This window comes from Boudabousia tangfeifanii (genome assembly GCF_001856685.1).
Taxonomy (GTDB): domain Bacteria; phylum Actinomycetota; class Actinomycetes; order Actinomycetales; family Actinomycetaceae; genus Boudabousia; species Boudabousia tangfeifanii.
Map to the genome: position 1 here is coordinate 218,195 of NZ_CP017812.1, position 19,572 is coordinate 237,766.

Below are 19,572 nucleotides of genomic sequence, written 5' to 3' on the forward strand. Positions count from 1 at the left end.
TCGTAAACGACTTTTCCCTAGTGTCTACTAGCTTTCGTTTACGAACTTTTCTTTTTCTCACCCAGCGCAAACAACCACAATTTTGTTACTATTGGACGCGAATGTTGGTTATTCAAAGGAGAGCCAAGTGACAAAGTTGTCTCAAGGGCGCAGTTTTTTTAGAACTTGTGCGACTACATTTAGTGCTGCTGCAGTCGCAGTGGCGGGTTTAACCGTAGTGCCGGGATTCCTTCCGACACCATCGGCGCATGCCCTCGATAATGGTCTGGCGTTAACCCCTCCCATGGGTTGGAACTCATGGAACCAGGTGCGCTGTAATGACCTTACCGAGAAGGTTGTTAAAGATACGATTGATGCTTTTGTAGATCGCAATCTGGCTGCCAAAGGCTACCAGTATGTGGTGATCGATGACTGCTACCAGGGCGGTCGCGATCCAGAAACACAAGAGCTTTTTACCGATCGTACTCGTTTCCCCAACGGCATTAAATCGATCGCCGACTACGCTCACGAAAAGGGCGTTAAGCTCGGTATTTACTCCGTTCCAGGTAATGAAACCTGTGCTAACCACTGGGATCACTACCCAGTTCGTGGCATTGGTTCTGCCGGACACGAAGAACTGGATGCAAAGACTTTTGAAAAGTGGGGGATTGACTACCTTAAGTACGACTGGTGTCGTGCAGATGTCACTAACGGAATGAACCAAAAAGAGGGCTTCCGTAAGATGCGTGACGTCCTCAAAACACTAGATCGTCCGATGGTTTACGGTATCAGTGAATACGGTGTCACCCGTCCTTGGGAATGGGCAGCCGATACTGCTAACCTTTGGCGTACCACCCATGACATCAACCCTTCGTGGTCCTCGGTTACCCACATTATTAACTCGCAGGTTGGTTTGGCCAGCCACGCTGGTCCGGGCCACTGGAACGACCCTGACATGTTGCAGGTCGGCAACGGTGAGTTCGCATCCGGTCGTCCAAACTACCTAGAAAAGAATCGTTCGCACTTCGCTATGTGGTCCATGTTGGCCGCACCTCTTTTCCTTGGAACCAACGTTAAGACTTTGTCGAACGACATTATCGACATTGTTTCAAACCCGCAGATCATTGCGATTGACCAAGATTCTGCAGGTAAACAGGGTGATCGCGTTAGCAATAATGGCGGTGGCCAGGTTTGGAAGAAGACTCTAGCCAATGGTGATGTGGCAGTTGCCTTCTTCAATAGCACCGGTCAGCCTAAGACTATTTCCACCACTCTTACTGAGCTTGGTCTAACCGAACAGTCCTACATTGCCACCGATTCTTGGGCTAACCAAGAAGCCTTCAACGTAACTTCCAACATGAAGGTCCCGGTTAAGGCTTACGACACCATGGTCTACCGTTTGAAGCCAGGTCTTTCCGCAGACCTACCTGGTGGCCGCATGGTTACCGACGGCCAGACTTACGCCAAGCCTGGCGGTCAGGTAGAAATGACTGTTCGTGTCACTAACCGCACCAGCACCACCGTGCCAGACGCAGTTTTGCGTGTTGGCAAGGCTACGGGTGCAACTCCAACTCGTAAGTTGGTAGCACTTCCAAGCATGGCACCGAATGCCACGGTTGAAGCCAAGGTCCGTTTCGATGTTGCCGACACAACCCCAGTTGGCAACCTTGATGTGCCAGCCGAGGTTGTTTGGAATAACAACTCGGAAGAAGGAAACCTCCGGATTTCCGTTTTGGCAGATTTGCCTGAGGGCACCGGCGATCTCGCCCGGGTTGCTCCGTCCTCGGCCACTGGTGGCTGGGAAAACAAGGTGACCTACAATGAGAGCCTTGACGGACATAAACTAACCTTGAAGGGCCAGACCTACGAAACTGGTTTTGCCTCGAACGCTAACTCGGTAGTTAAGTTCAACCTTGCCGGCAAGTGCACCCGCTTGAGCGGTAAGTTTGGTGTCGATGACGAAGTCCACGGTTGGGATTCCAAGTGGGGTAACCCCTCGATCACCGGTAAGGTGCTTGGTGACAACCGTCAGCTTTGGGCCACTTCCAAGACTTTGGGTTACCAAGAAGCTGAAGACTTCTCCAATTTGGATGTCACCGGCGTTCAGGAATTGACTTTCAAGCTCGAGGACGGCGGCAACGGTAATGCCTTCGACCACGGCGACTGGGTCAACCTCCAGATCACCTGTGAAAACACCGATAACCCTGTACTCGAACCAGAGCCTGAGACTGCTCCGGTTTACCTCCCAACTTTGAGCTTGCTCGGTGAACGTGCAGTGCTACAGGGACAGACCGTGCATTTGCGAGTCGAGGACGCTTACCCTCGCGCTAATGGACGCTTTGAGTTCAGCTGTGGCATTGACCCGATCACTGCTCGCACCGATGAACGAGGTCGCATTAACGATCAGGCCGTGAATGTTCCATTCACTGCTACCCAGGGCGAATGCGATGCCACTTTCGTACAGGACAAGTTCCGTAGCACCGCATCCTTTGTGGTTCGTGGCGCTTTGCCTCACCCAGTAATGTCGAGCCAGTTGACTGAAAAGACTGCCCGTACTGCCCACTCCGGTAATGAAGCAGGTAAGGCTTTTGATGGTCGTTCCGATACTATCTGGCACTCCGATTGGGATTCGGATAACGGACGTTCCGGCGACAACTGGATTCAAGCTAAGTTGCCTCAGCCAATGTTGCTCGAAGGCTTCAGCTACTTGCCACGTCAGGATGACAACTTGAATGGTAGTGCCGCCGAGTACGAACTTCAGGTTGCTGAAAGTGCTGATGGCCCATTCACCACCGTTACTTCTGGTAGCTTCAGTGGCGGCAAGGACGAGAAGATTGTTCTTGCTGATACTCCAGTTAAGGGACAGTACGCTCGTTTGGTAATCAAGACCGATCACGGTACTGATTTGGCCAACGGCGGTCACAAGAAGAACTACGGTTCTGCTGCTGAGATTCGTTTCTCTGCTGTTGTTCCACCTGAGGAAGAAGTGCTAACCAATCCAGCAATGGAAGTTAGCGGAAACAAGAATGTTGATCAGGGTGCGAAGGTAGCCTTCAACCTTGCTGGTTTTAAGCCATCGACAGCTGGTCAGCTCACTTTCAATTGTGGTATTCCAGCACAGGAAGTGACCACTGATGATCAGGGTCGCGTTACCGCTCACGAAGTTAAGGTACCACGTCGTACCGAGGCCGCTGCTTGCCAAGCTACCTACACTCAAGGTGAGCTAACCTCTTCGGTTACTTTCAACGTTAATGGCAAGTTGCCGCACCCTGTTGCTAATAACCGTTTGACTGAAATCAGTGCTCGTAACGCTGCTAGCGATGCTCCTGCCGCGAAGGCATTTGATGGCAACTCTCGTTCTATCTGGCACTCGAACTGGCGCAGTAACGATGGTAAGAAGGGCAACAACTGGATTCAGGCCAAGCTTCCCCAGAAGATGATGCTTGATGGTCTGATGTACCAGCCACGTCAGTCTGATGGTTCTAACGGTACTGCCAAGAACTACCAGATCCTAGTTTCGGATACCGCTAATGGTGACTTCCGAGTTGTTAAGTCTGGTTTGATGCCAAACAACACTGCCAAGAAGTTTGTGCTTCTTGATCAGCCTGTGGAAGCAACCTACGTCCGTTTTAATATCGTTGATGACTACTCGACTGAAGCTGGAAACAACTTCGGTGCTGCGGCTGAAATGCAGTTCTCTGCATTGCCATTGCCTGATCCACAGCTTGCCGTATTCGATATGACCGAGGTCCAGCAGGGCCAGCAAGTCGCCTTCGATATCACTCGGGCAGTTCCTAACACTGCTGGTCGTTTGACCTTCAACTGTGGCATTAACCCAGTTGAAAATGTCACCCCGGACGAAAACGGTAACTTGAACAATGTTCGAGTAGCAGTTCCAGAAGACGCAACTACTGGTGCTTGCGAAGCTACCTTCACCCAAGGTACTCGGAGTGCTAACGCAACTTTCCAAGTAGTTGAAAAGCGACTCACTTTGAACGTCACTGGTTCCACTTTGGTAAACCCAGGTGAAGCTCTTGAAGTTGAAGTTTTCGGTGGCGCTCCAACTACCGATGGTGCCTTCACAATGACTTGTGCCAACGGCGTGAACGAAAGCGTTCAGACCGACGGAAATGGCGAAATCTCTGCTAAGTCTTTGACTGTTCCTGCTGATACTGCTGCTGGTGAATGCACCGTGAAGTACACTCAGGGAGCAAAGACTGCAGAAGCAACTTTCCGGGTAGCTGCTCCACCGGTAGCGCCAGAGCCAACTCCGGAACCGACCAAGGAACCTACTGCTGAGCCGACCCCGGCTCCGGCTCCTACTCCGGCTCCAACTAAGGAACCTACTGCTGAGCCAACCCCGGCTCCTACTCCGGCTCCAACCAAGGAACCTACTGCTGAGCCGACCCCTGCTCCGACCCCGTCTGAACCAGCACCATTGCCAGTTCCGGTTGAAAAACCAGAATTGTTGCAGCCTTCGCTTGCTCCAACTGTTGTTGCTCCGGCGAGCGAGAATGCTAACAAGGGCGCCTTGCTCTACGAGGGTGAGAATGGTCGTTATGCAAAGAAGGGGAAGACTGAGAATAAGTCCGAAGCTTCTAACGGAAAGGTCGCAGGTTACATTGGTGGCGGAAATGGTTCGGTAACTGTTCCCGTTTACTCCGAGGTTGATGGCAATCGTGAACTTGAGTTGCGTTACATTAAGGGTGATAGCGGTCGTAAGATCGTGATCGAATGTGGCGGAACCAAGCATGAGTACAACCCACCGGAGACTGGTAGCTACGAAACCGTTGGTGGTTACAAGTTCAACTGTCCAATGTCTAAGGGTGTTAATGACATCAAGCTCTACGCTAACGGCCCTGCAGTTAACGTTGATGCTTTAATCCTCCCAGTGTATGACGGACCAGAAAAGCCACGTCAAGAGGCAACTACCGTCGACAATTGGCGCCAGGTTGATGTCACCCTAGAAAAGGCAGGGGATCGTCCATTTGAACTTGAATACGAAGCTAGTGAAGATGGTTCGACTGAGGTAACTTGCCCAGATGGATCTACTAAGCAGGTTGCCCTCCCAGCAAGTAAGACAACAGTTGAATTCAACTGTCCAGCTCACTTTGGCGAAAACCGATTCTTGTTCGGTGATTTTGGTTCAACAACCATCAAGGCTATCAACCTTGCATACCCACAGCCTGAACCAACTCCTGAGCCGACCAAGGAACCTACCGTTGAGCCGACTCCGGCCCCAACCCCGGCTCCTACTCCGGCACCTGAGCCGACCAAGGAACCAACTGTTGAGCCGACTCCGGCCCCAACCCCGGCTCCTACTCCGGCACCTGAGCCGACCAAGGAACCAACTGTTGAGCCGACTCCGGCCCCAACCCCGGCTCCTACTCCGGCACCTGAGCCGACCAAGGAACCAACTGTTGAGCCGACTCCGGCCCCAACCCCGGCTCCTACTCCGGCACCTGAGCCGACCAAGGAACCAACTGTTGAGCCGACTCCGGCCCCAACCCCGGCTCCTACTCCGGCACCTGAGCCGACCAAGGAACCAACTGTTGAGCCGACTCCGGCCCCAACCCCGGCTCCTACTCCGGCACCTGAGCCGACCAAGGAACCAACTGTTGAGCCCACTCCGGCCCCAACCCCAGTTCCTCCGGTAAAGCCTGCTCCGACTCCGGAAAAGCCAAAGCCACCGGTTAAGCCTGCTCCGACTCCGGAAAAGCCAAAGCCACCGGTTAAGCCTGCTCCGACCCCGGAAAAGCCGAAGCCACCGGTTAAGCCTGCTCCGACCCCGGAAAAGCCAAAGCCACCGGTAAAGCCTGCTCCGACTCCGGAAAAGCCAAAGCCACCGGTAAAGCCTGTACCGACTCCGGAAATGCCAAAGCCTCCGGTAAAGCCAGAACCGACCCCGGTTTTGCCTGATCCGAAGCCTGAGCCGAAGCCGCTTCCTCCGGTTAAGCCGAAGCCTCCGGTAAAGCCTGAGCCGACCCCGGCCCCGGTTAAGCCTGCTCCTAAGCCGCAGCCGAAGCCTGAGCCTAAGCCGACCCCGGTTAAGCCTGCTCCTAAGCCGCAGCCGAAGCCTGAGCCTAAGCCGACCCCGGTTAAGCCTGCTCCTAAGCCGCAGCCGAAGCCTGAGCCTAAGCCGACCCCGGTTAAGCCTGCTCCTAAGCCGCAGCCGAAGCCTGAGCCTAAGCCGACCCCGGTTAAGCCTGCTCCTAAGCCGCAGCCGAAGCCAGAGCCTAAGCCGACCCCGGTTAAGCCTGAGCCCAAGCCGACCCCGGTCAAGCCTGAGCCAAAGCCGCAGCCAAAGCCAGAGCCTAAGCCGACCCCGGTCAAGCCTGAGCCAAAGCCGCAGCCAAAGCCTGCTCCGGCACCGGTCAAGCCTGCTCCGAAGCCTCCGGTAAAGCCGGCTCCAGTTCCGGTCAAGCCTGCTCCGAAGCCACAGCCAGTACGTCAGTGCTTCCCATTCGATGCCACTCGTGCTCCTAAGTACAACGCTCGTTTGTTCAAGGATGTGCCTTTGTCTGAATGGTTCTCGCCTGAAATCTACTGGGCTCGTGCAGTTGGTGTCACCACCGGTTGGAGTGATAACACCTTCCGTCCATTAAGTGGTACGAAGCGTGAAGATATGGCTGCGTTCTTGTACCGCTTGGCTGGTTCCCCAGCTTTCCGGGCAGATCGCGTTGGCTTCAAGGACGTACCGCGTCAGAACCCATTCGCCCTTCAAATTGAGTGGATGCGGGTAAGCGGTATCTCCACTGGTTGGGCTGATAACACCTTCCGTCCAAAGCAGTATGTAACTCGTGATGCTATGGCCGCATTCTTGATGCGCTTTGCTAACAAGTTCCCACATATCGTTTCTCCTGATGTCCGTCCAGCTAACTTGGATCTACACAAGGCTAAGATGGGCTTCAAGGATGTTCGTGTGACTGATTTGCACGGTGAAGCGATGCGTTGGGCTTGGGCTTCTGGTGTTTCCACTGGTTGGCCAGACGGTACCTACCGTCCGCTCAACTACGTCAACCGCGATGCGATGATCGTATTCATCTACCGCATGCTAAACAATAAGGCAAAGACCAAGTGCTGATGGTTTAGCAAACTAGATAGTGATGGCCTAGAGGAAGAATAAGCGCAAGCTTAACCCTCTAGGCCATCATTATTTCTACAAAAATGGATATCATGCGCGTAAAAGTACCCTACCCATCTCTTGGGTAGGGTACTGCTATTTCATCTCATTAGAGGTAGCAATGTGTAGTTAAACAAAGTATGCACAGTTCCAAGCGGAACGAACGCTGCCTGGTAAATACCAAGCGGAATAGACAGCAAGATGCCGGTAGTAGAACTAACTACTACCGGCATCTAACGCAAAGATTAAAACCTAATCAACGACGTCCAGAAGACCAAGTACTCATCGAGTAATCGTCGTCATCGTCATCATCTAACGGTTCCTCGTCGTCATAGGCAGCATTGTAAAGCTTAGCAAGCTCTGCGTATTTATCTTCTTCGCTCTGAGAACTGGATTTTCCACCTGACAACTCACGCTGTAACGCTTCATAGTCGGTTTCAGGTGTGTAGTACTTCAGCTTACGAGCGACTTTTTTCTCTTTAGCCCTTTGACGGCCGCGCCCCATGACGTGACCCCCTTCAAATCGTTAGCGGGGCGTGCGCGTGCAGCCCCTATTTATCAATGGCAATGTTTCGTGGTTACTAAATTACCCTGTTTTGGTAAAGAGTTTCCACTTGTAACGGTAAAAATCACGCAGTTAGCGGAAAATACGCCAAGCAATCAAGCCAACAACAGCGACAGTCGCAGCGCCTGCGATAGCGAGGTTGCGCTGAGCTACCCGATCGCCTGCCTTGGCACCCTCAACCGTAGAATTGACGGTGGCCTTAACATTGGCAACCTTCTCATTGGCGGCAGCCTTAGCGCCCTCGGCAAGAGCAGCAGGCTTGACGCGGTCACTCAAATCGTTGACGGTCTGAGCCATTTCCTGACGGATAGCCTCAAGCTGCTTTTCGATCTCAGCGGGGGAACCCGAAACTTCGTACAATTCTTTGCTCATTTGTTCAAGCCCTTCTTTACTGCTTCCACATCCATGGAAATACCCTGGCCCGGGTTAGGAGTCTGAGTCTTACCCTTCTTGAAAGAAGCAAGAGCTACAAACAACAAGATCAAAATGATCAAAAGCAAAATGCCGGCCACAATCAACGCTGCCGCCCACATTGGCACCAGCAACCCGAAAGCATACTCAGCCGCACGGAACAAGCGCTCCAAGAAGTAGAACACTAGCACTAGAGCTACAACTACTAGTCCAGCGCCAACCCCAAACTGCTTACCAGCAGCGGCAGCCTTTGCCTTGGCCAAAGTGATTTCGCCACGAATCAGTGCCGAAGTCTGCTTAGAGACCAAACCAACCAACTCACCCAACGAAGGGCGGCTGTTTCCTGAGTTTAAAGATTCCTTTGCGTCCTCAACGCTCATGAAAAACTCCTCTAGTTAAATAAACCTACCTCTAATGTTTCCATGAATAGCAGGGTAAAGTCCACAGCACTAGGTAAAAATAAAGGTAAAAACCAAGAAAAAACCACAATATGTGGCGGAAATCATAATGGGTTTTTAGGGTGGTTTCGTAAAACTGCAAGAAAATGGGTTGGCTCCACAAAAAGTGAAGCCAACCCAAATTTGCTTAGCAAAGAAAAATGCGAAGCTTTAAGTTGTTCAGTTGCCTAGCGCGGCAGCCACAACTTCCTTTGCTGCGGCCTGAACTTCAGTCAAGTGTTCTTCACCGAGGAAGGACTCGGCGTAAATCTTGTAAACGTCCTCGGTGCCAGATGGGCGAGCGGCGAACCAAGCATTCTTGGTGGTGACCTTCAAGCCGCCGATCGGAGCATCGTTACCTGGAGCGTTCACCAAGCGTTCCAAAATCGGTTCACCGGCCAACTCGGTGGCGGTGACGTCCTCGGGAGATAAAGCAGCCAACTTGGCCTTTTCTTCCTTGGTGGCTGGGGCATCGATGCGGGCGTAAGCCGACTTGCCGTAGCGTGCCACCTGTTCTGCATGGAGCTGCGACGGGCTCTTGCCGGTGACAGCCATGATTTCAGCAGCTAGCAAGCAGAGTAGAATGCCATCCTTGTCGGTGGTCCACACGGTGCCGTCCTTGCGGAGGAAGGAAGCTCCGGCAGATTCTTCACCACCGAAACCGAGGGTGCCGCCCACCAAGCCGGGAACGAAGTACTTGAAGCCAACTGGAACTTCCACCAGTTTCCGGCCGAGGTCGCCCACTACCCGGTCAATCAGAGCCGAGGAGACGAGGGTCTTACCAACACCGGTGCTTTCAGCCCAGCCTGGACGGTGAGTGAACAAGTATTCGATGGCCACAGCCAAGAAGTGGTTCGGGTTCATCAAACCATCAGCGGTGACAATACCGTGACGGTCCGAGTCAGCGTCGTTACCGGTAGCAATGTCGTAAGGGGTGTTGCCGTTTTCGTCTGGGGTCATGGCTTCACGCAAGGAGGCCATAGCGTATGGGCTGGAGCAGTCCATACGGATCTTGCCGTCCCAGTCGAGGGTCATGAAGGACCATGCTGGGTCTACCTCTGGGTTCACCACGGTGAGGTTCAAGCCGTAACGTTCAGCGATGAAGCCCCAGTATTCGACCGAGGCGCCACCTAGTGGGTCGGCGCCAATGCGGATGCCGGCTTCCCGGATCGCATCCATGTCGATGACATCAGCGAGGTCGTCAACGTAGGCGGACATGTAGTCGGTGCGGGAAACACATTCGGCGTTTAACGGGTCGGGGTGACGGGCAATGTCCTGCCAGCCCTGTTCGAGTAGTTCATTGGCGCGGTTGGCGATCCAAGTGGTGGCTTCCGAGCCTGCAGGGCCACCGGTTGGTGGGTTGTACTTGAAACCGCCATCGCGTGGTGGGTTGTGTGAGGGGGTGACGACGATGCCGTCAGCTCGGCCGGGGCCTTCGATCCTAACGCCACCGGAAGTACCAGCACCGTTGGCACGCAAAATGGCGTGTGAAACGGCTGGGGTGGGGGTGTAGGAGTCGCGGGCATCAATTCGGGTTTCTACCCCAGCGGCTGCCAAAACTTCGAGGGCGGTCTTCCAAGCTGGTTCGGATAGGGCGTGTGTGTCACGACCGATGAACAGGGGACCGTCAGTGCCTTGCTGGGCACGGTACTCGATGATGGCGGCGGTGGTGGCCGCAATGTGGGCTTCGTTGAAAGCTCCATCGAGGGCGGAACCGCGGTGACCTGAAGTACCGAAAACTACCCGCTGGGCAGGATTCGAAGGATCAGGTTCAATGTCGTAGTATGCGGCAGTTAGGGCCGCAATATCTGTCAAATCTTCTGGTAGGGCTCGTTGGCCAGCGCGTTCATGCATGCTCTCATTTTGTCACGCTTATCTAGGTGATAACAACCACACCACAACAGTTTCACTGTTGGCGACTATAAAAAGTCCCAAAACTTCCCGTGGATTGGAAAGTTTTGGGACTTTTGTTGCTTAACTGTTTATGGCGCTTACTGGCGGAACTTTCGCGGCGCGACGTGCCGGGAAGTAGGCAGCCAGCAGAGTACCGAGGATAACGATCGCGCCGGCGGCCAATAGTAATGGCCAGTTTGGCGAGAAGATGACGGAGGTACCGACTTCTTTTTCCAAGTCCATAGCGATCAGTCCCAGGTAAGCGGCAGAGAGGCCCAGGCCAATGCCGATCACGCTCGAGAGCAGGGCCGTGCCGAGTGCTTCCCACAGCACCACCCGACGGCTTTGCTTGCGACTCAAACCGAGGGCGCGCAGCAGACCCGTTTCGCGTTTGCGGGACGCGACCGAGAGGGTCATGGTGTTACCCACCCCGATGATGGCCACGAGGGCGGAAACCCCTAGCAGGGCTGAAACCGCCATAGTTAGACGATTTAGCTGCTTTTGGATTTCGGTGCGAGCCTGGACGATCGTATTGATGTTCAGGTCCGGGTAGTCGTTCGTCATTTTGGTGACGGTGACATTCGCCTGGGCGCTATCTGCCTGCGGCTTGAGCATGAAGTAGGCTTCTTGTGGCATATTTAGCGGCCCAAGTTTGGCGAAAGTTTCGGCTGATAGTGCCTTGGTGGGGATGAGCGATTTCTGCTCCGGCACCTGCAAGTTGAGGATAAAGGTATCGGCCTTTTCCCCGTTGTTTCGCAGCACCTCGATCTTGACCTTGTCACCAAGCTTTAACGACTTTTTGGTGGCGGCATCCAGGTAAAGAGTATCGTTTTCGAGTTTGTCGTTAATGGCTCCTGCCGGGGCCGCTTTGGCTAGGTCGGAAGCGTCCAATAGTTTCATGGAAAGACTGTCAATCGTGCGGCCTTCTGCCTCAGCTCCTTCTGCCGTTTGGTTGGTGGCCGAGGACGAATCCGTGGTGTCATCCGTGGGCATGACATGAACCGACATTTGCTTGACGATCGAGAAGGAAGCGATTTGTGGATCTTTCCCAAAAGTTTCAAGCTGCTTGAGCTCACTTTCCTTGAGCGGGGCGTCCAAGCTAGCTTTAACGCTTTCTGCGTAGCCGTCGACCGGGTAGCGCTGGTTCAATCCCTGCATCGCGGTGGCACCGGCCGAACCGCCCCCGGCAATAGTCATGGTAACTAGCGAGATGGCCAGCATGATGGCTCCGGCAGTGGCGGCGGTACGCCCGCGGAACTGATCCGCATGCTTCGCAGCCAGGCGCAAGGTGGTGCGCTTAGTGAGGGAGCCAAAACCACGCAGGATAATCGGCACTAGTCGGGCGAAAATCAGTAGGGCACCGACCTCGGCCATGGCCACCCCAATTACCGAGAAACCAAACTTTTGGATTCCACCGTGGATGCCGTACCAGCCAACGGGAATGCCGATAGCGAGAAGCAAAATGGCGCTCACCCATAGTTTCCAGGCGGCCTGGTTTTCGTCCTCGCTGGTAGAACTTTCGGTCAGCGCGGTGATGGGGGATACCTTGCCGAGGGCGCGAATCGGGCCAATCCCGGAGAACAAGGTGATTAGGACCGACAAGATGAGGATGCTTGCGATCATCCACGGATGCAAGGTGGTGAGCGTATCGGCAGCGTCCCTAGTGAGGGTGAGGTAAGGCAGCCCCCACAGGGCAATGAGCACACCAAGGATGAGACCAAGGAGGCCCGAAACGAAGCCGATAATGATTTGCTCGCCCACTAGCAGGCGGCGTAGTTGCTTCTTCGAGGCGCCGATACAACGCATCAGGGCCAGTTCGCGACGACGATCGTAAATCACCACGCGGAAGGTGGAGCTGACGATGATGGTCGAAACGATTAGTGCAATGGCCGGGAAGATCGAGGTGGTGGAGGTGACGATCAACTGGATGCTGGCGCTGTCTTTGACGCGCTGGTCGATGAGGCTCTGAGCGGTTTCGAACTTCGCCTGAGGGAACATGGCTTTGACGTCTGCTTGGGCCTGCTCGGGGTTGTCAGTGTTGATGGCGAACTCGCCTTGTGGGGCGCTGAGGTACCAGAAAGCTTCCTTAGTTACATAGTCTTCAGGGCCACGAGCTTCTGGGCCTTCGACGATGCCGACGATTTTCGCGTTCTGGTATTGGGACTGCAGCGGGTCTGGGGAACTTGCGAACTCTTTTTCCACCAGGGAGTTGATTTCTTCGGCGCTAGCCTCGGGATGTTTTGCCTTAATTTGTTCGGCCAGCTTTTGTGTATTTAGCTTGAAAAGCAGTGTCGAGTATTCAATCTGGTCACCGATTTTTAGTTTGAGCGCATTCATGTCGCTCTTTGCCATGGTGATTTCGCCAACCTGGGTGGGCCAAGCACCTTCTACAAGTTTGGTGCCATTGGTTTTGGCCGCTTCTACTGGCAGGATTTGCAGGTAAATATCAGTGTTTTCACTGCCGGCCATCCGGGCTTTGGAAGCGATGCGGCTATTGTCATAAATCAGGTTGATGCCAGGTTTGGCGTTGAGCTCCTCAAGCTTTTTCCCGAAGGCTTCCTTTACGGCTTTTTGTTCATCAATGGTGCCGATTTGCTCATTGTTTTCGCCGGCTGCCCCGTCCTTGCCATCAAGGTTGCTGGCCACGAGTTGGATGCCTGCGTAGGTCTCTTGGGCATCGCGTTCGACTTGGTGCGAGAAAGTCTGCCCAAACATGAGGGTGATGGTGGCGAAAGCGGTTGCCAAAATAATGGTGACCATGCTGGCGACATAACGTCCCCAGTGTTCGCGCAGATTAGCAAAAATTACGGGTGTCATCTCAGATCAGCCCCTGTAGCTGGGTTTCTGCCGGGTGGGCAAGATCGGCGACGATCTGACCGTCACGCAGGACGAGGGCGCGATCCGCGAGTGCCGCCGCATGCAAATCGTGGGTAACCATCAGCACGGTTTGGCCAAGTTCATCAACACAGGAGCGCAGAACTTTCAGCACTTCGGCACTGGTTTTGGTATCGAGGTTACCGGTGGGCTCGTCCGCCACAATCAGCGCCGGCTTGGAGGCTAGGGCGCGGGCGAGAGCGACTCGCTGCTGTTGGCCGCCCGACATTTGGGCGGGACGGTGGCTGAGGCGATCACGCAAACCAAGTAGGTCAATGATGCCATCAACCCAAGCCTGATCTGGGCTTTGCTTGGCCAGCTGGAGGGGGAGCAGAATGTTTTGTTCGGCGCTCAAAGTGGGGACCAAGTTGAATGCCTGGAAAACGAAACCAATCTTTTCGGCGCGTAGCCGAGTCAACTGGTCGTCTTTCAACGCGGTTAGTTCGGTTCCAGCAAGTTGGATGGACCCGGAGTCGATGGTGTCGAGGCCGGCGAGGGCGTGCATCAAAGTTGATTTGCCGGAGCCAGATGGGCCAAGAATGGCCGTAAATTGGCCGACGGGGATGCTCACGCTGACACCTTTGAGGGCTTCCACCTTGGCTTCGCCCTTGCCGTAAGTTTTGTGCAGATTGGTGGCGTGCAAAGCAAGCGGACGCTGATCGGTTGGCCTTGCCGAGGTCGGATCCTGTGGGTTTCCTGGCTGCTTTGCCGAGGTCGGGGCAGTTGGGGATGGGACCGGGGCGTTGGCCTGCTGGACGGTCGGCTGGCTGGCCGAGGTCGGGGCGGCCGCTACTTGAGCGGCATTGGCCTGCTGACCCGCTGCTGGGGCTGGGGCGGTGGTCTGTGGCGCTGCGGCGGCGGCCGGCTCGGCGCGGTGTGACTGACGATTTGAGCTACGAGATGGAATGTTCATGTTTCTATTCTTTCAAGCTAATGGTGGTTTAGTTGCTCAGCCAGCTACCGAATTTTTGGTAGAGCTAGCTCTACCATCGAGCGGTTTTTGGTTGAAAATACGGCGTTTTGAGTTGGTGGGGTAGAGGTTACTTGAGATAGACGTGGCCGGCCGCGGGCAGCGTTTCCGCCCTCGGCCGGCCAATAACTCTTTTTAGTCGTTGTTGCGAATTTGTTTAGCCAGCAGGTTCTTTTGCAGTTGGTTGAGGAGTAGCAGGATTCCTCCGGCAAGGGCAAAGGCAACTAGCATGACGCTCAGAACGGGTAGGTGACTGACTTGGAAGGCGGCACTGCCCAGTGGGCTGGAGAGGAAAATGCCGAGTAGGTAGCCACTTCCGAGGCTGAAAGCGAGGGGCAGGAGCAATTCGATGGCTCGCACCTGGTTTAGCTGTTTGGGCAGCATCCCCATTTTGGTGAGGGCGCGAGTTTGCGGGGCGGCGCTAAGCACGTTCATTACTTGGCTCAGGGCGGTCAGCGTCAAACTGAGGACGATGGCGAAAGCCAAGGTAATTAACGCCCCGGTTTTGAGGTCTTCGCCGATCAGGATGGCCATTGGTTCTTGGGTTTCACCGCTGAAAGCAGTTACACCGATGGTCAGGACCATGGCAATAGTGACTAGCAGCGAGAGGCTGGAGATTTGGTACCAGGCGGCTTTTGGGTTGTCCATAATTCGACGGCAGGCAATCAGCCCCTTGGGGCCAGAAAAAGATTTTCCCAAGAAAGCTAAAATCTGTAGGGCGTAGGGGCCCACGAGGTTATAGGCGCCGATCATTAGAGCCACAATCCCAATCATCCCGAGGGCAATCACAATTGGGGTATTGGCATTGTCCATCAAATGCCTAGAAATTAGCGGGAAAGCTACCAACATGGCAACGAAGACGAAGAGTCGCCAGATTGCCACCGATTTGGGGGCGCTGCGTTTGGTCACCCCTAAGGGGCTGATGTGTACGCGCAACAGACCGGTGACTGTGGCCGAGGTGGTGATAGCCAACTGTGCCAGCCAAACGACGGCAACGAGTCGCCACGGCAGCATCATTTCACCGGTGGCAATCTGTTTGCCTTGGAAGCTGATCGCTTGCCAAAGGGGCAAACTCACTAGCCAAGCTCCGGTAGCTACTGCGAGACAAATCAGAGTTTGCACTAGCGCCAAAAACAGGGCGAGGCTGGTGACATTCACTGCCGGCAACCCAAGTAGTCTGAGGGTAGCAAGGGTGCGTTCGCGGGCGCTCGCGCCCACTTTGGCGGCCGAGGACGCCAAACCGGTTAGCGGCAACAGCAATAGGGTGCAAGCCACCAGCGCCAAAACCACATAAACTTGTGAAATTTCTTGGGTATTAGCGGCGAGTAGTTCCTCGTTTGAGCCACTGATTGAATCTTTAATTACTTGAACTAATGGCGTTGGCACGTTGTGGGAACGCTGCACGAACATGTAGGTGCCGCTCGCCACGGTGAGGGCACAAAAAGCGGAAATGGTGTACGCCAAGGTGGTTAGGAAACCAATCAGTCCATGACGTTCATGCACTCCACCGCTTTCTAGGCGAAGAAAGATTTTTAGCGTGGTTCCGAAGTTATGCACGGGGAGCCTCCAGCGGGAAGTTTCCTGCGGGGTGTGCTCCCGGCATGGGGGTTTGTGCCCATGGTGCTTGGCCGGCAGGCGGGTATTGTCCGGAAAGTGGAGTTTGACCCGTAAAGTTTGGCTGCCCAGTAGTGGGACTTTGGCCGACAGGAAGAGTTTGCCCCGCAAATGCTTCGTGAGCTTCCGCGGTGGGACGTGCTTGTGGACGGTTCGAATCAGCGTGGATCATGCCGTCACGAATTTCGATGACGCGATCGCACCAGGCAGCCACGGCACTATCGTGGGTGACTACAACCAGAGTGGTGCCGTGCAAGCGAGCCATCGAGGTTAGTACCTGCATCACTTCCTGCCCGGTAGCTTGGTCGAGGGCGCCCGTGGGTTCGTCGGCAAAGATTACCGCCGGACGGCAAATCAGGGCACGGGCGAGGGCGACTCGCTGTGCCTGACCACCGGAGAGGGTGCCCAATCGTCGGGTCCCTAAACCGCCAAGCCCCAACTGGCCTAAGAGCTCATTTGCTGCCCGGTAGGCGCTTTCACGATTTTCGCCGGCAAGCAGGGCCGGAAGAGCCACATTTTCTTCCAAACTAAGTTCGGGAAGGAGCTGGCCATCTTGAAAAACGAAACCGATTTGCTTCATGCGTAGCAGGCTGCGCTGGCGATCGGAAAGATTACTAACCTCTTGTTTGCCCAGGAAAATGCGACCGCCCTCGGGAAGCAGGATCCCAGAAAGGCAATGCAACAGGGTGCTTTTACCGGAGGCGGACGGACCCATAATGGCGAGTCTCTGGCCGGCGGGAATCTCCAAGGTGATAGAGCGCAGGACCTGCATTTGACCGTAGAACTTGTCCACATTCTCGGCGAAGATGGGCTGTGCATTCACAGGGCTAAGGTTACGATTGTTCATATAACTATTGTCCGTGATTATGCGTGGAAAAGGGCTTCAGCCAGCTACCGAATTTAAGGTAGAGCTAGCTCTACCATGCAGTTTTGAAGGAGCAGCTATGACGCCGTCGGCCAAAAAGCCTGAAACTGTGCGGGTTTCGGATGCCCGTCAGGCTGCACAGGTTTCGGATGCCCGCCCTCGGTACGAGCTGCGGGAATGGTGGGGCAGGGCCGGCTGGTTCTCGTGGTTGGTAATGCCGATTTTGGTGACCCTCTGGGCGTGGTGGTTCCTCTTTTGGGGGTTGCTACTTTGGCCGTTATTGCCTTGGGTGGCTCGCCGGGCGCATTTGGCGTGGTTGCGGATTCTTCGTTTGGGTGCGCGTTGGCGCCCCTCACTTACCTCGATGGTTTCACAGTTTTTGCGCGACCTCGATCCTAGCCTTTCGCAGGCTGATCCCACTTTGGCGGTCACTGACACGAAAACTATGACTGCTCAGTTGGGGCGACCCAAAGGGCGCACATTAAGCCAAACTAGGTGGTTTTGGCAGGCGTATTCGGCGGACATTTTGCCGCTCAGCACTTGGATAATGACTCTCCTGGTGGTGGCGGTTCAAGTACTGACGGTGGTTTTGGCCTTGTGGCCGGGCGAGGCGATTGTGCGTTCTCTCGAGCCTTTCTTGGGGGATTGGTTGGGGTTGAGCGACGCCTCGGTGGGACAAACTTTTTGGGCTTTCTACCTGTTGATTATTTGGTGGCTGGTCGAGGTCTTTTTCTTGTCACTGTTGGCGGTGACATGGTTTGGGCTACAGCCAACGACAAACTCGACTTCCGCACTGTTGGAAATTCAGGCTTCCCGTCGCGCAATCGTGGACGCTTTTGAGATCGAGCGTCGCCGGATTGAACGTGATTTACATGATGGGGCGCAACAGTTTTTGGTGGCCTCGGCGATGAAAGTGGGCGAGGCTGAATTGATGCTTCAGATGGCCGGTGCGCAGCCAGAATCCTCGGCCGAGCTCGTGTCGCAGGCCAGTAAACTTTTGCGCGAATCGCAAGACACCACTGAAGAAGCGCTGGTTGCTTTGCGACGTACGGTGCGCGGGGTACATTTGCAGGTGCTGGTGGACCGCGGGTTGGAAGCAGCCGTGCGTGATGTGGCGGCGCGTAGTGCTAACCCAGTGACTGTGCATGTGCCGCACTCGCTACCCAGCTTGCCGCCTGGGGTTGAAGCGGCGGGCTTCTATGTGGTTAGTGAGGCGCTGACTAATGCGCACAAGTATGCGCCAGGAGCACCCGTTTCAATACTTTTGACGGTGGATACTCATCTGCGCATTTCGGTGGTGGATGAGGGTCCAGGTGGGGCTCGCCCAACCAATCATGGTGGCCTGTCAGGGCTGGTGCAGCGTTTGGAAACTTTCGGCGGTCATTTGCGGATTGTTTCCCCGATTGGCGGACCCACTCAGATTTTGGCTGAGATCCCGCTCTTGGTGGATCAAGGGCAAGCCACCATTGCGGCCGACCTGGCTGTTTGGGCAAATCCGGACTTGCATTAACTGTTAGATTCTCGTCCCAATATTTGGCATAGACTTGAGGCGATACGACTTGAAGGAGGCAAGATGCGGCTAATCATTGCGGATGACGCCAGTTTGCTACGCGAAGGACTAGTGGGACTGCTCGAACGTCTGGGAAACGAAGTGATTGCTCAGGTCGAGGACGCTACCGCGTTAGAAGCGGCAGTGGAAGCTGCTGCCAACAGTGAAGCAGGGCTGCCTGATGTGGTGATTACTGATGTTCGCATGCCCCCAAACATGCGCGATGACGGCATCGTGACTGCAGTGAAATTGCGGGAAAAGTACCCGCATCTGTCGTTGATGATTCTTTCGCAATATGTGGCCAGCGAGTATGCTGCTTCCCTCTTTACTGAACGAGATAGCGGTTCTGGCGGCCTCGGCTATCTGCTAAAAGATCGAGTCTCGCGGGTGGCCGACTTTGTCCAGTCCCTACAAGTGGTCGCCGCTGGGGGAGTCGTGGTTGACCCCGAGGTTGCCACCCAACTTATCGCCGGCAAAAACCACCGGTTGGGCGGACTCACCCCGCGGGAAAAAGAAGTGCTAGAAATGATGGCTCAAGGTCTATCAAACACCCAAATCGGCGAGAAACTATTTCTTTCACCGGCCGCAGTTTCTAAACATGTGGCCAATGTGTTCATGAAACTTGGTCTTGGGCCTGGGGAAGATAACCGTCGAGTCCGCGCCGTCCTCGCCTACCTTTCCGCCACCAACGCCCCTTGGTAGGAAGACCATGATGGATAGAGCCAAAGTTGCGGTTTTACTGCTTTTGGGGTTTTGGCTGCTCATGTTTGCCCCGTTGGCAACCGCCGTTTTCGATACTCCCAGCGTGCTAAGAACCATTTTGTTTGTGGTTGCGAATATTGCTTATCTTGGGGTGGTCTGGTTCTTCGCCAAAAAGATGAAAGTATTTGAAAATGAATAATGAGTGTCTACAGATGAAAACGTACTCATATTCGTTAACACTTTAGAATTTAGTTAATAATTAATGTCGCAACAACAATATGTTGTGGTTCTGTGTTTGACACGCGGCAAGATATAGTGGTTTTTGTTGGATGGTGGAGTATAGTAACTCGAGTCAGATTTCTTCAATGAATTTTGAAAGGAGGTGTCTCATGTCAAAAGGAAAGCAAAGCGGAGTTTACCGCTCGGCTATAACAGGTAGGTTTGTGTCAAGCCGATACGGTAAATCCCATCCAAAAACTACTGTAAAGGAATCAAAGTAGTGAGTGATTCATGTAGTTTTTACATTTAGAGAGAGGGGAGTGGATGCATTTGCTTCCACTCTCTTCTTCTTTAATAAAGAATCGTGCAAG

General features: G+C 54.3%; 12 protein-coding genes. 4 read left to right on the top strand and 8 right to left on the bottom strand.

Going from position 1 to position 19,572, the window contains the following annotated elements:
* Window positions 1-127 precede the first annotated feature (127 nt).
* Window positions 128-7,063: a discoidin domain-containing protein gene (locus tag BK816_RS09515; RefSeq protein WP_156981952.1), complete on the top strand. Its 6,936-nt coding sequence runs from the start codon at window positions 128-130 to the stop codon at window positions 7,061-7,063.
* 295 nt (window positions 7,064-7,358) lie between these two features.
* Here BK816_RS09515 and BK816_RS00765 read toward each other — a convergent pair whose 3' ends face one another.
* The 8 genes from BK816_RS00765 to BK816_RS00800 all read right to left on the bottom strand — a co-directional run bounded on the left by BK816_RS00765 (window position 7,359) and on the right by BK816_RS00800 (window position 16,713).
* Window positions 7,359-7,607 carry a DUF3073 domain-containing protein gene (locus tag BK816_RS00765; protein ID WP_071163473.1) on the bottom strand — a complete coding sequence of 83 codons (249 nt, stop codon included), beginning with the start codon at window positions 7,605-7,607 and terminating at the stop codon, window positions 7,359-7,361.
* 132 nt (window positions 7,608-7,739) lie between these two features.
* Window positions 7,740-8,039: a DUF3618 domain-containing protein gene (locus BK816_RS00770; RefSeq protein WP_071163474.1), complete on the bottom strand. Its 300-nt coding sequence runs from the start codon at window positions 8,037-8,039 to the stop codon at window positions 7,740-7,742.
* A complete protein-coding gene (locus BK816_RS00775) occupies window positions 8,036-8,458 on the bottom strand; it encodes a phage holin family protein (protein ID WP_071163475.1) in 423 nt (140 codons plus the stop codon). The genes BK816_RS00770 and BK816_RS00775 overlap by 4 nt, the downstream gene beginning before the upstream one ends.
* A 237-nt stretch (window positions 8,459-8,695) precedes the next feature.
* Window positions 8,696-10,369: a phosphoglucomutase (alpha-D-glucose-1,6-bisphosphate-dependent) gene (gene pgm, locus BK816_RS00780; protein ID WP_071163476.1), complete on the bottom strand. Its 1,674-nt coding sequence runs from the start codon at window positions 10,367-10,369 to the stop codon at window positions 8,696-8,698.
* A gap of 120 nt (window positions 10,370-10,489) precedes the next feature.
* On the bottom strand, window positions 10,490-13,225 hold the full coding sequence (locus BK816_RS00785; RefSeq protein WP_071163477.1) for an FtsX-like permease family protein: 2,736 nt from the start codon (window positions 13,223-13,225) through the stop codon (window positions 10,490-10,492).
* A 1-nt stretch (window position 13,226) separates the two neighbouring features.
* Window positions 13,227-14,195 carry an ABC transporter ATP-binding protein gene (locus BK816_RS00790; RefSeq protein ID WP_083378960.1) on the bottom strand — a complete coding sequence of 323 codons (969 nt, stop codon included), beginning with the start codon at window positions 14,193-14,195 and terminating at the stop codon, window positions 13,227-13,229.
* 192 nt (window positions 14,196-14,387) lie between these two features.
* On the bottom strand, window positions 14,388-15,809 hold the full coding sequence (locus BK816_RS00795; protein ID WP_071163478.1) for a hypothetical protein: 1,422 nt from the start codon (window positions 15,807-15,809) through the stop codon (window positions 14,388-14,390).
* Window positions 15,802-16,713, bottom strand: a complete 912-nt coding sequence (locus BK816_RS00800; RefSeq protein WP_071163479.1) for an ABC transporter ATP-binding protein — start codon at window positions 16,711-16,713, stop codon at window positions 15,802-15,804. The genes BK816_RS00795 and BK816_RS00800 overlap by 8 nt, the downstream gene beginning before the upstream one ends.
* Window positions 16,714-16,810: 97 nt before the next feature.
* Between BK816_RS00800 and BK816_RS00805 the strand changes: the two genes are divergently transcribed.
* The 3 genes from BK816_RS00805 (at window position 16,811) to BK816_RS00815 (ending at window position 19,181) form a co-directional block, all read left to right on the top strand.
* Window positions 16,811-18,241: a sensor histidine kinase gene (locus BK816_RS00805; protein WP_204377194.1), complete on the top strand. Its 1,431-nt coding sequence runs from the start codon at window positions 16,811-16,813 to the stop codon at window positions 18,239-18,241.
* A gap of 63 nt (window positions 18,242-18,304) precedes the next feature.
* Window positions 18,305-18,982, top strand: coding sequence for a response regulator transcription factor (locus tag BK816_RS00810; RefSeq protein WP_071163480.1), 678 nt, complete (start codon window positions 18,305-18,307; stop codon window positions 18,980-18,982).
* 7 nt (window positions 18,983-18,989) lie between these two features.
* Window positions 18,990-19,181: a hypothetical protein gene (locus BK816_RS00815; RefSeq protein ID WP_156981953.1), complete on the top strand. Its 192-nt coding sequence runs from the start codon at window positions 18,990-18,992 to the stop codon at window positions 19,179-19,181.
* The last annotated feature ends 391 nt before the right edge of the window (window positions 19,182-19,572 follow it).

Excerpts from the sequence above, each read along its gene's own strand:
- BK816_RS00765 (WP_071163473.1), bottom strand. The coding sequence starts at position 7,607 with ATGGGGCGCGGCCGTCAAAGGGCTAAAGAGAAAAAAGTCGCTCGTAAG.
- BK816_RS00770 (WP_071163474.1), bottom strand. The coding sequence starts at position 8,039 with ATGAGCAAAGAATTGTACGAAGTTTCGGGTTCCCCCGCTGAGATCGAA.
- BK816_RS00775 (WP_071163475.1), bottom strand. The coding sequence starts at position 8,458 with ATGAGCGTTGAGGACGCAAAGGAATCTTTAAACTCAGGAAACAGCCGC.
- pgm (WP_071163476.1), bottom strand. The coding sequence starts at position 10,369 with ATGCATGAACGCGCTGGCCAACGAGCCCTACCAGAAGATTTGACAGAT.
- BK816_RS00785 (WP_071163477.1), bottom strand. The coding sequence starts at position 13,225 with ATGACACCCGTAATTTTTGCTAATCTGCGCGAACACTGGGGACGTTAT.
- BK816_RS00790 (WP_083378960.1), bottom strand. The coding sequence starts at position 14,195 with ATGAACATTCCATCTCGTAGCTCAAATCGTCAGTCACACCGCGCCGAG.
- BK816_RS00800 (WP_071163479.1), bottom strand. The coding sequence starts at position 16,713 with ATGAACAATCGTAACCTTAGCCCTGTGAATGCACAGCCCATCTTCGCC.
- BK816_RS00805 (WP_204377194.1), top strand. The coding sequence starts at position 16,811 with ATGACGCCGTCGGCCAAAAAGCCTGAAACTGTGCGGGTTTCGGATGCC.
- BK816_RS00810 (WP_071163480.1), top strand. The coding sequence starts at position 18,305 with ATGCGGCTAATCATTGCGGATGACGCCAGTTTGCTACGCGAAGGACTA.
- BK816_RS00815 (WP_156981953.1), top strand. The coding sequence starts at position 18,990 with ATGATGGATAGAGCCAAAGTTGCGGTTTTACTGCTTTTGGGGTTTTGG.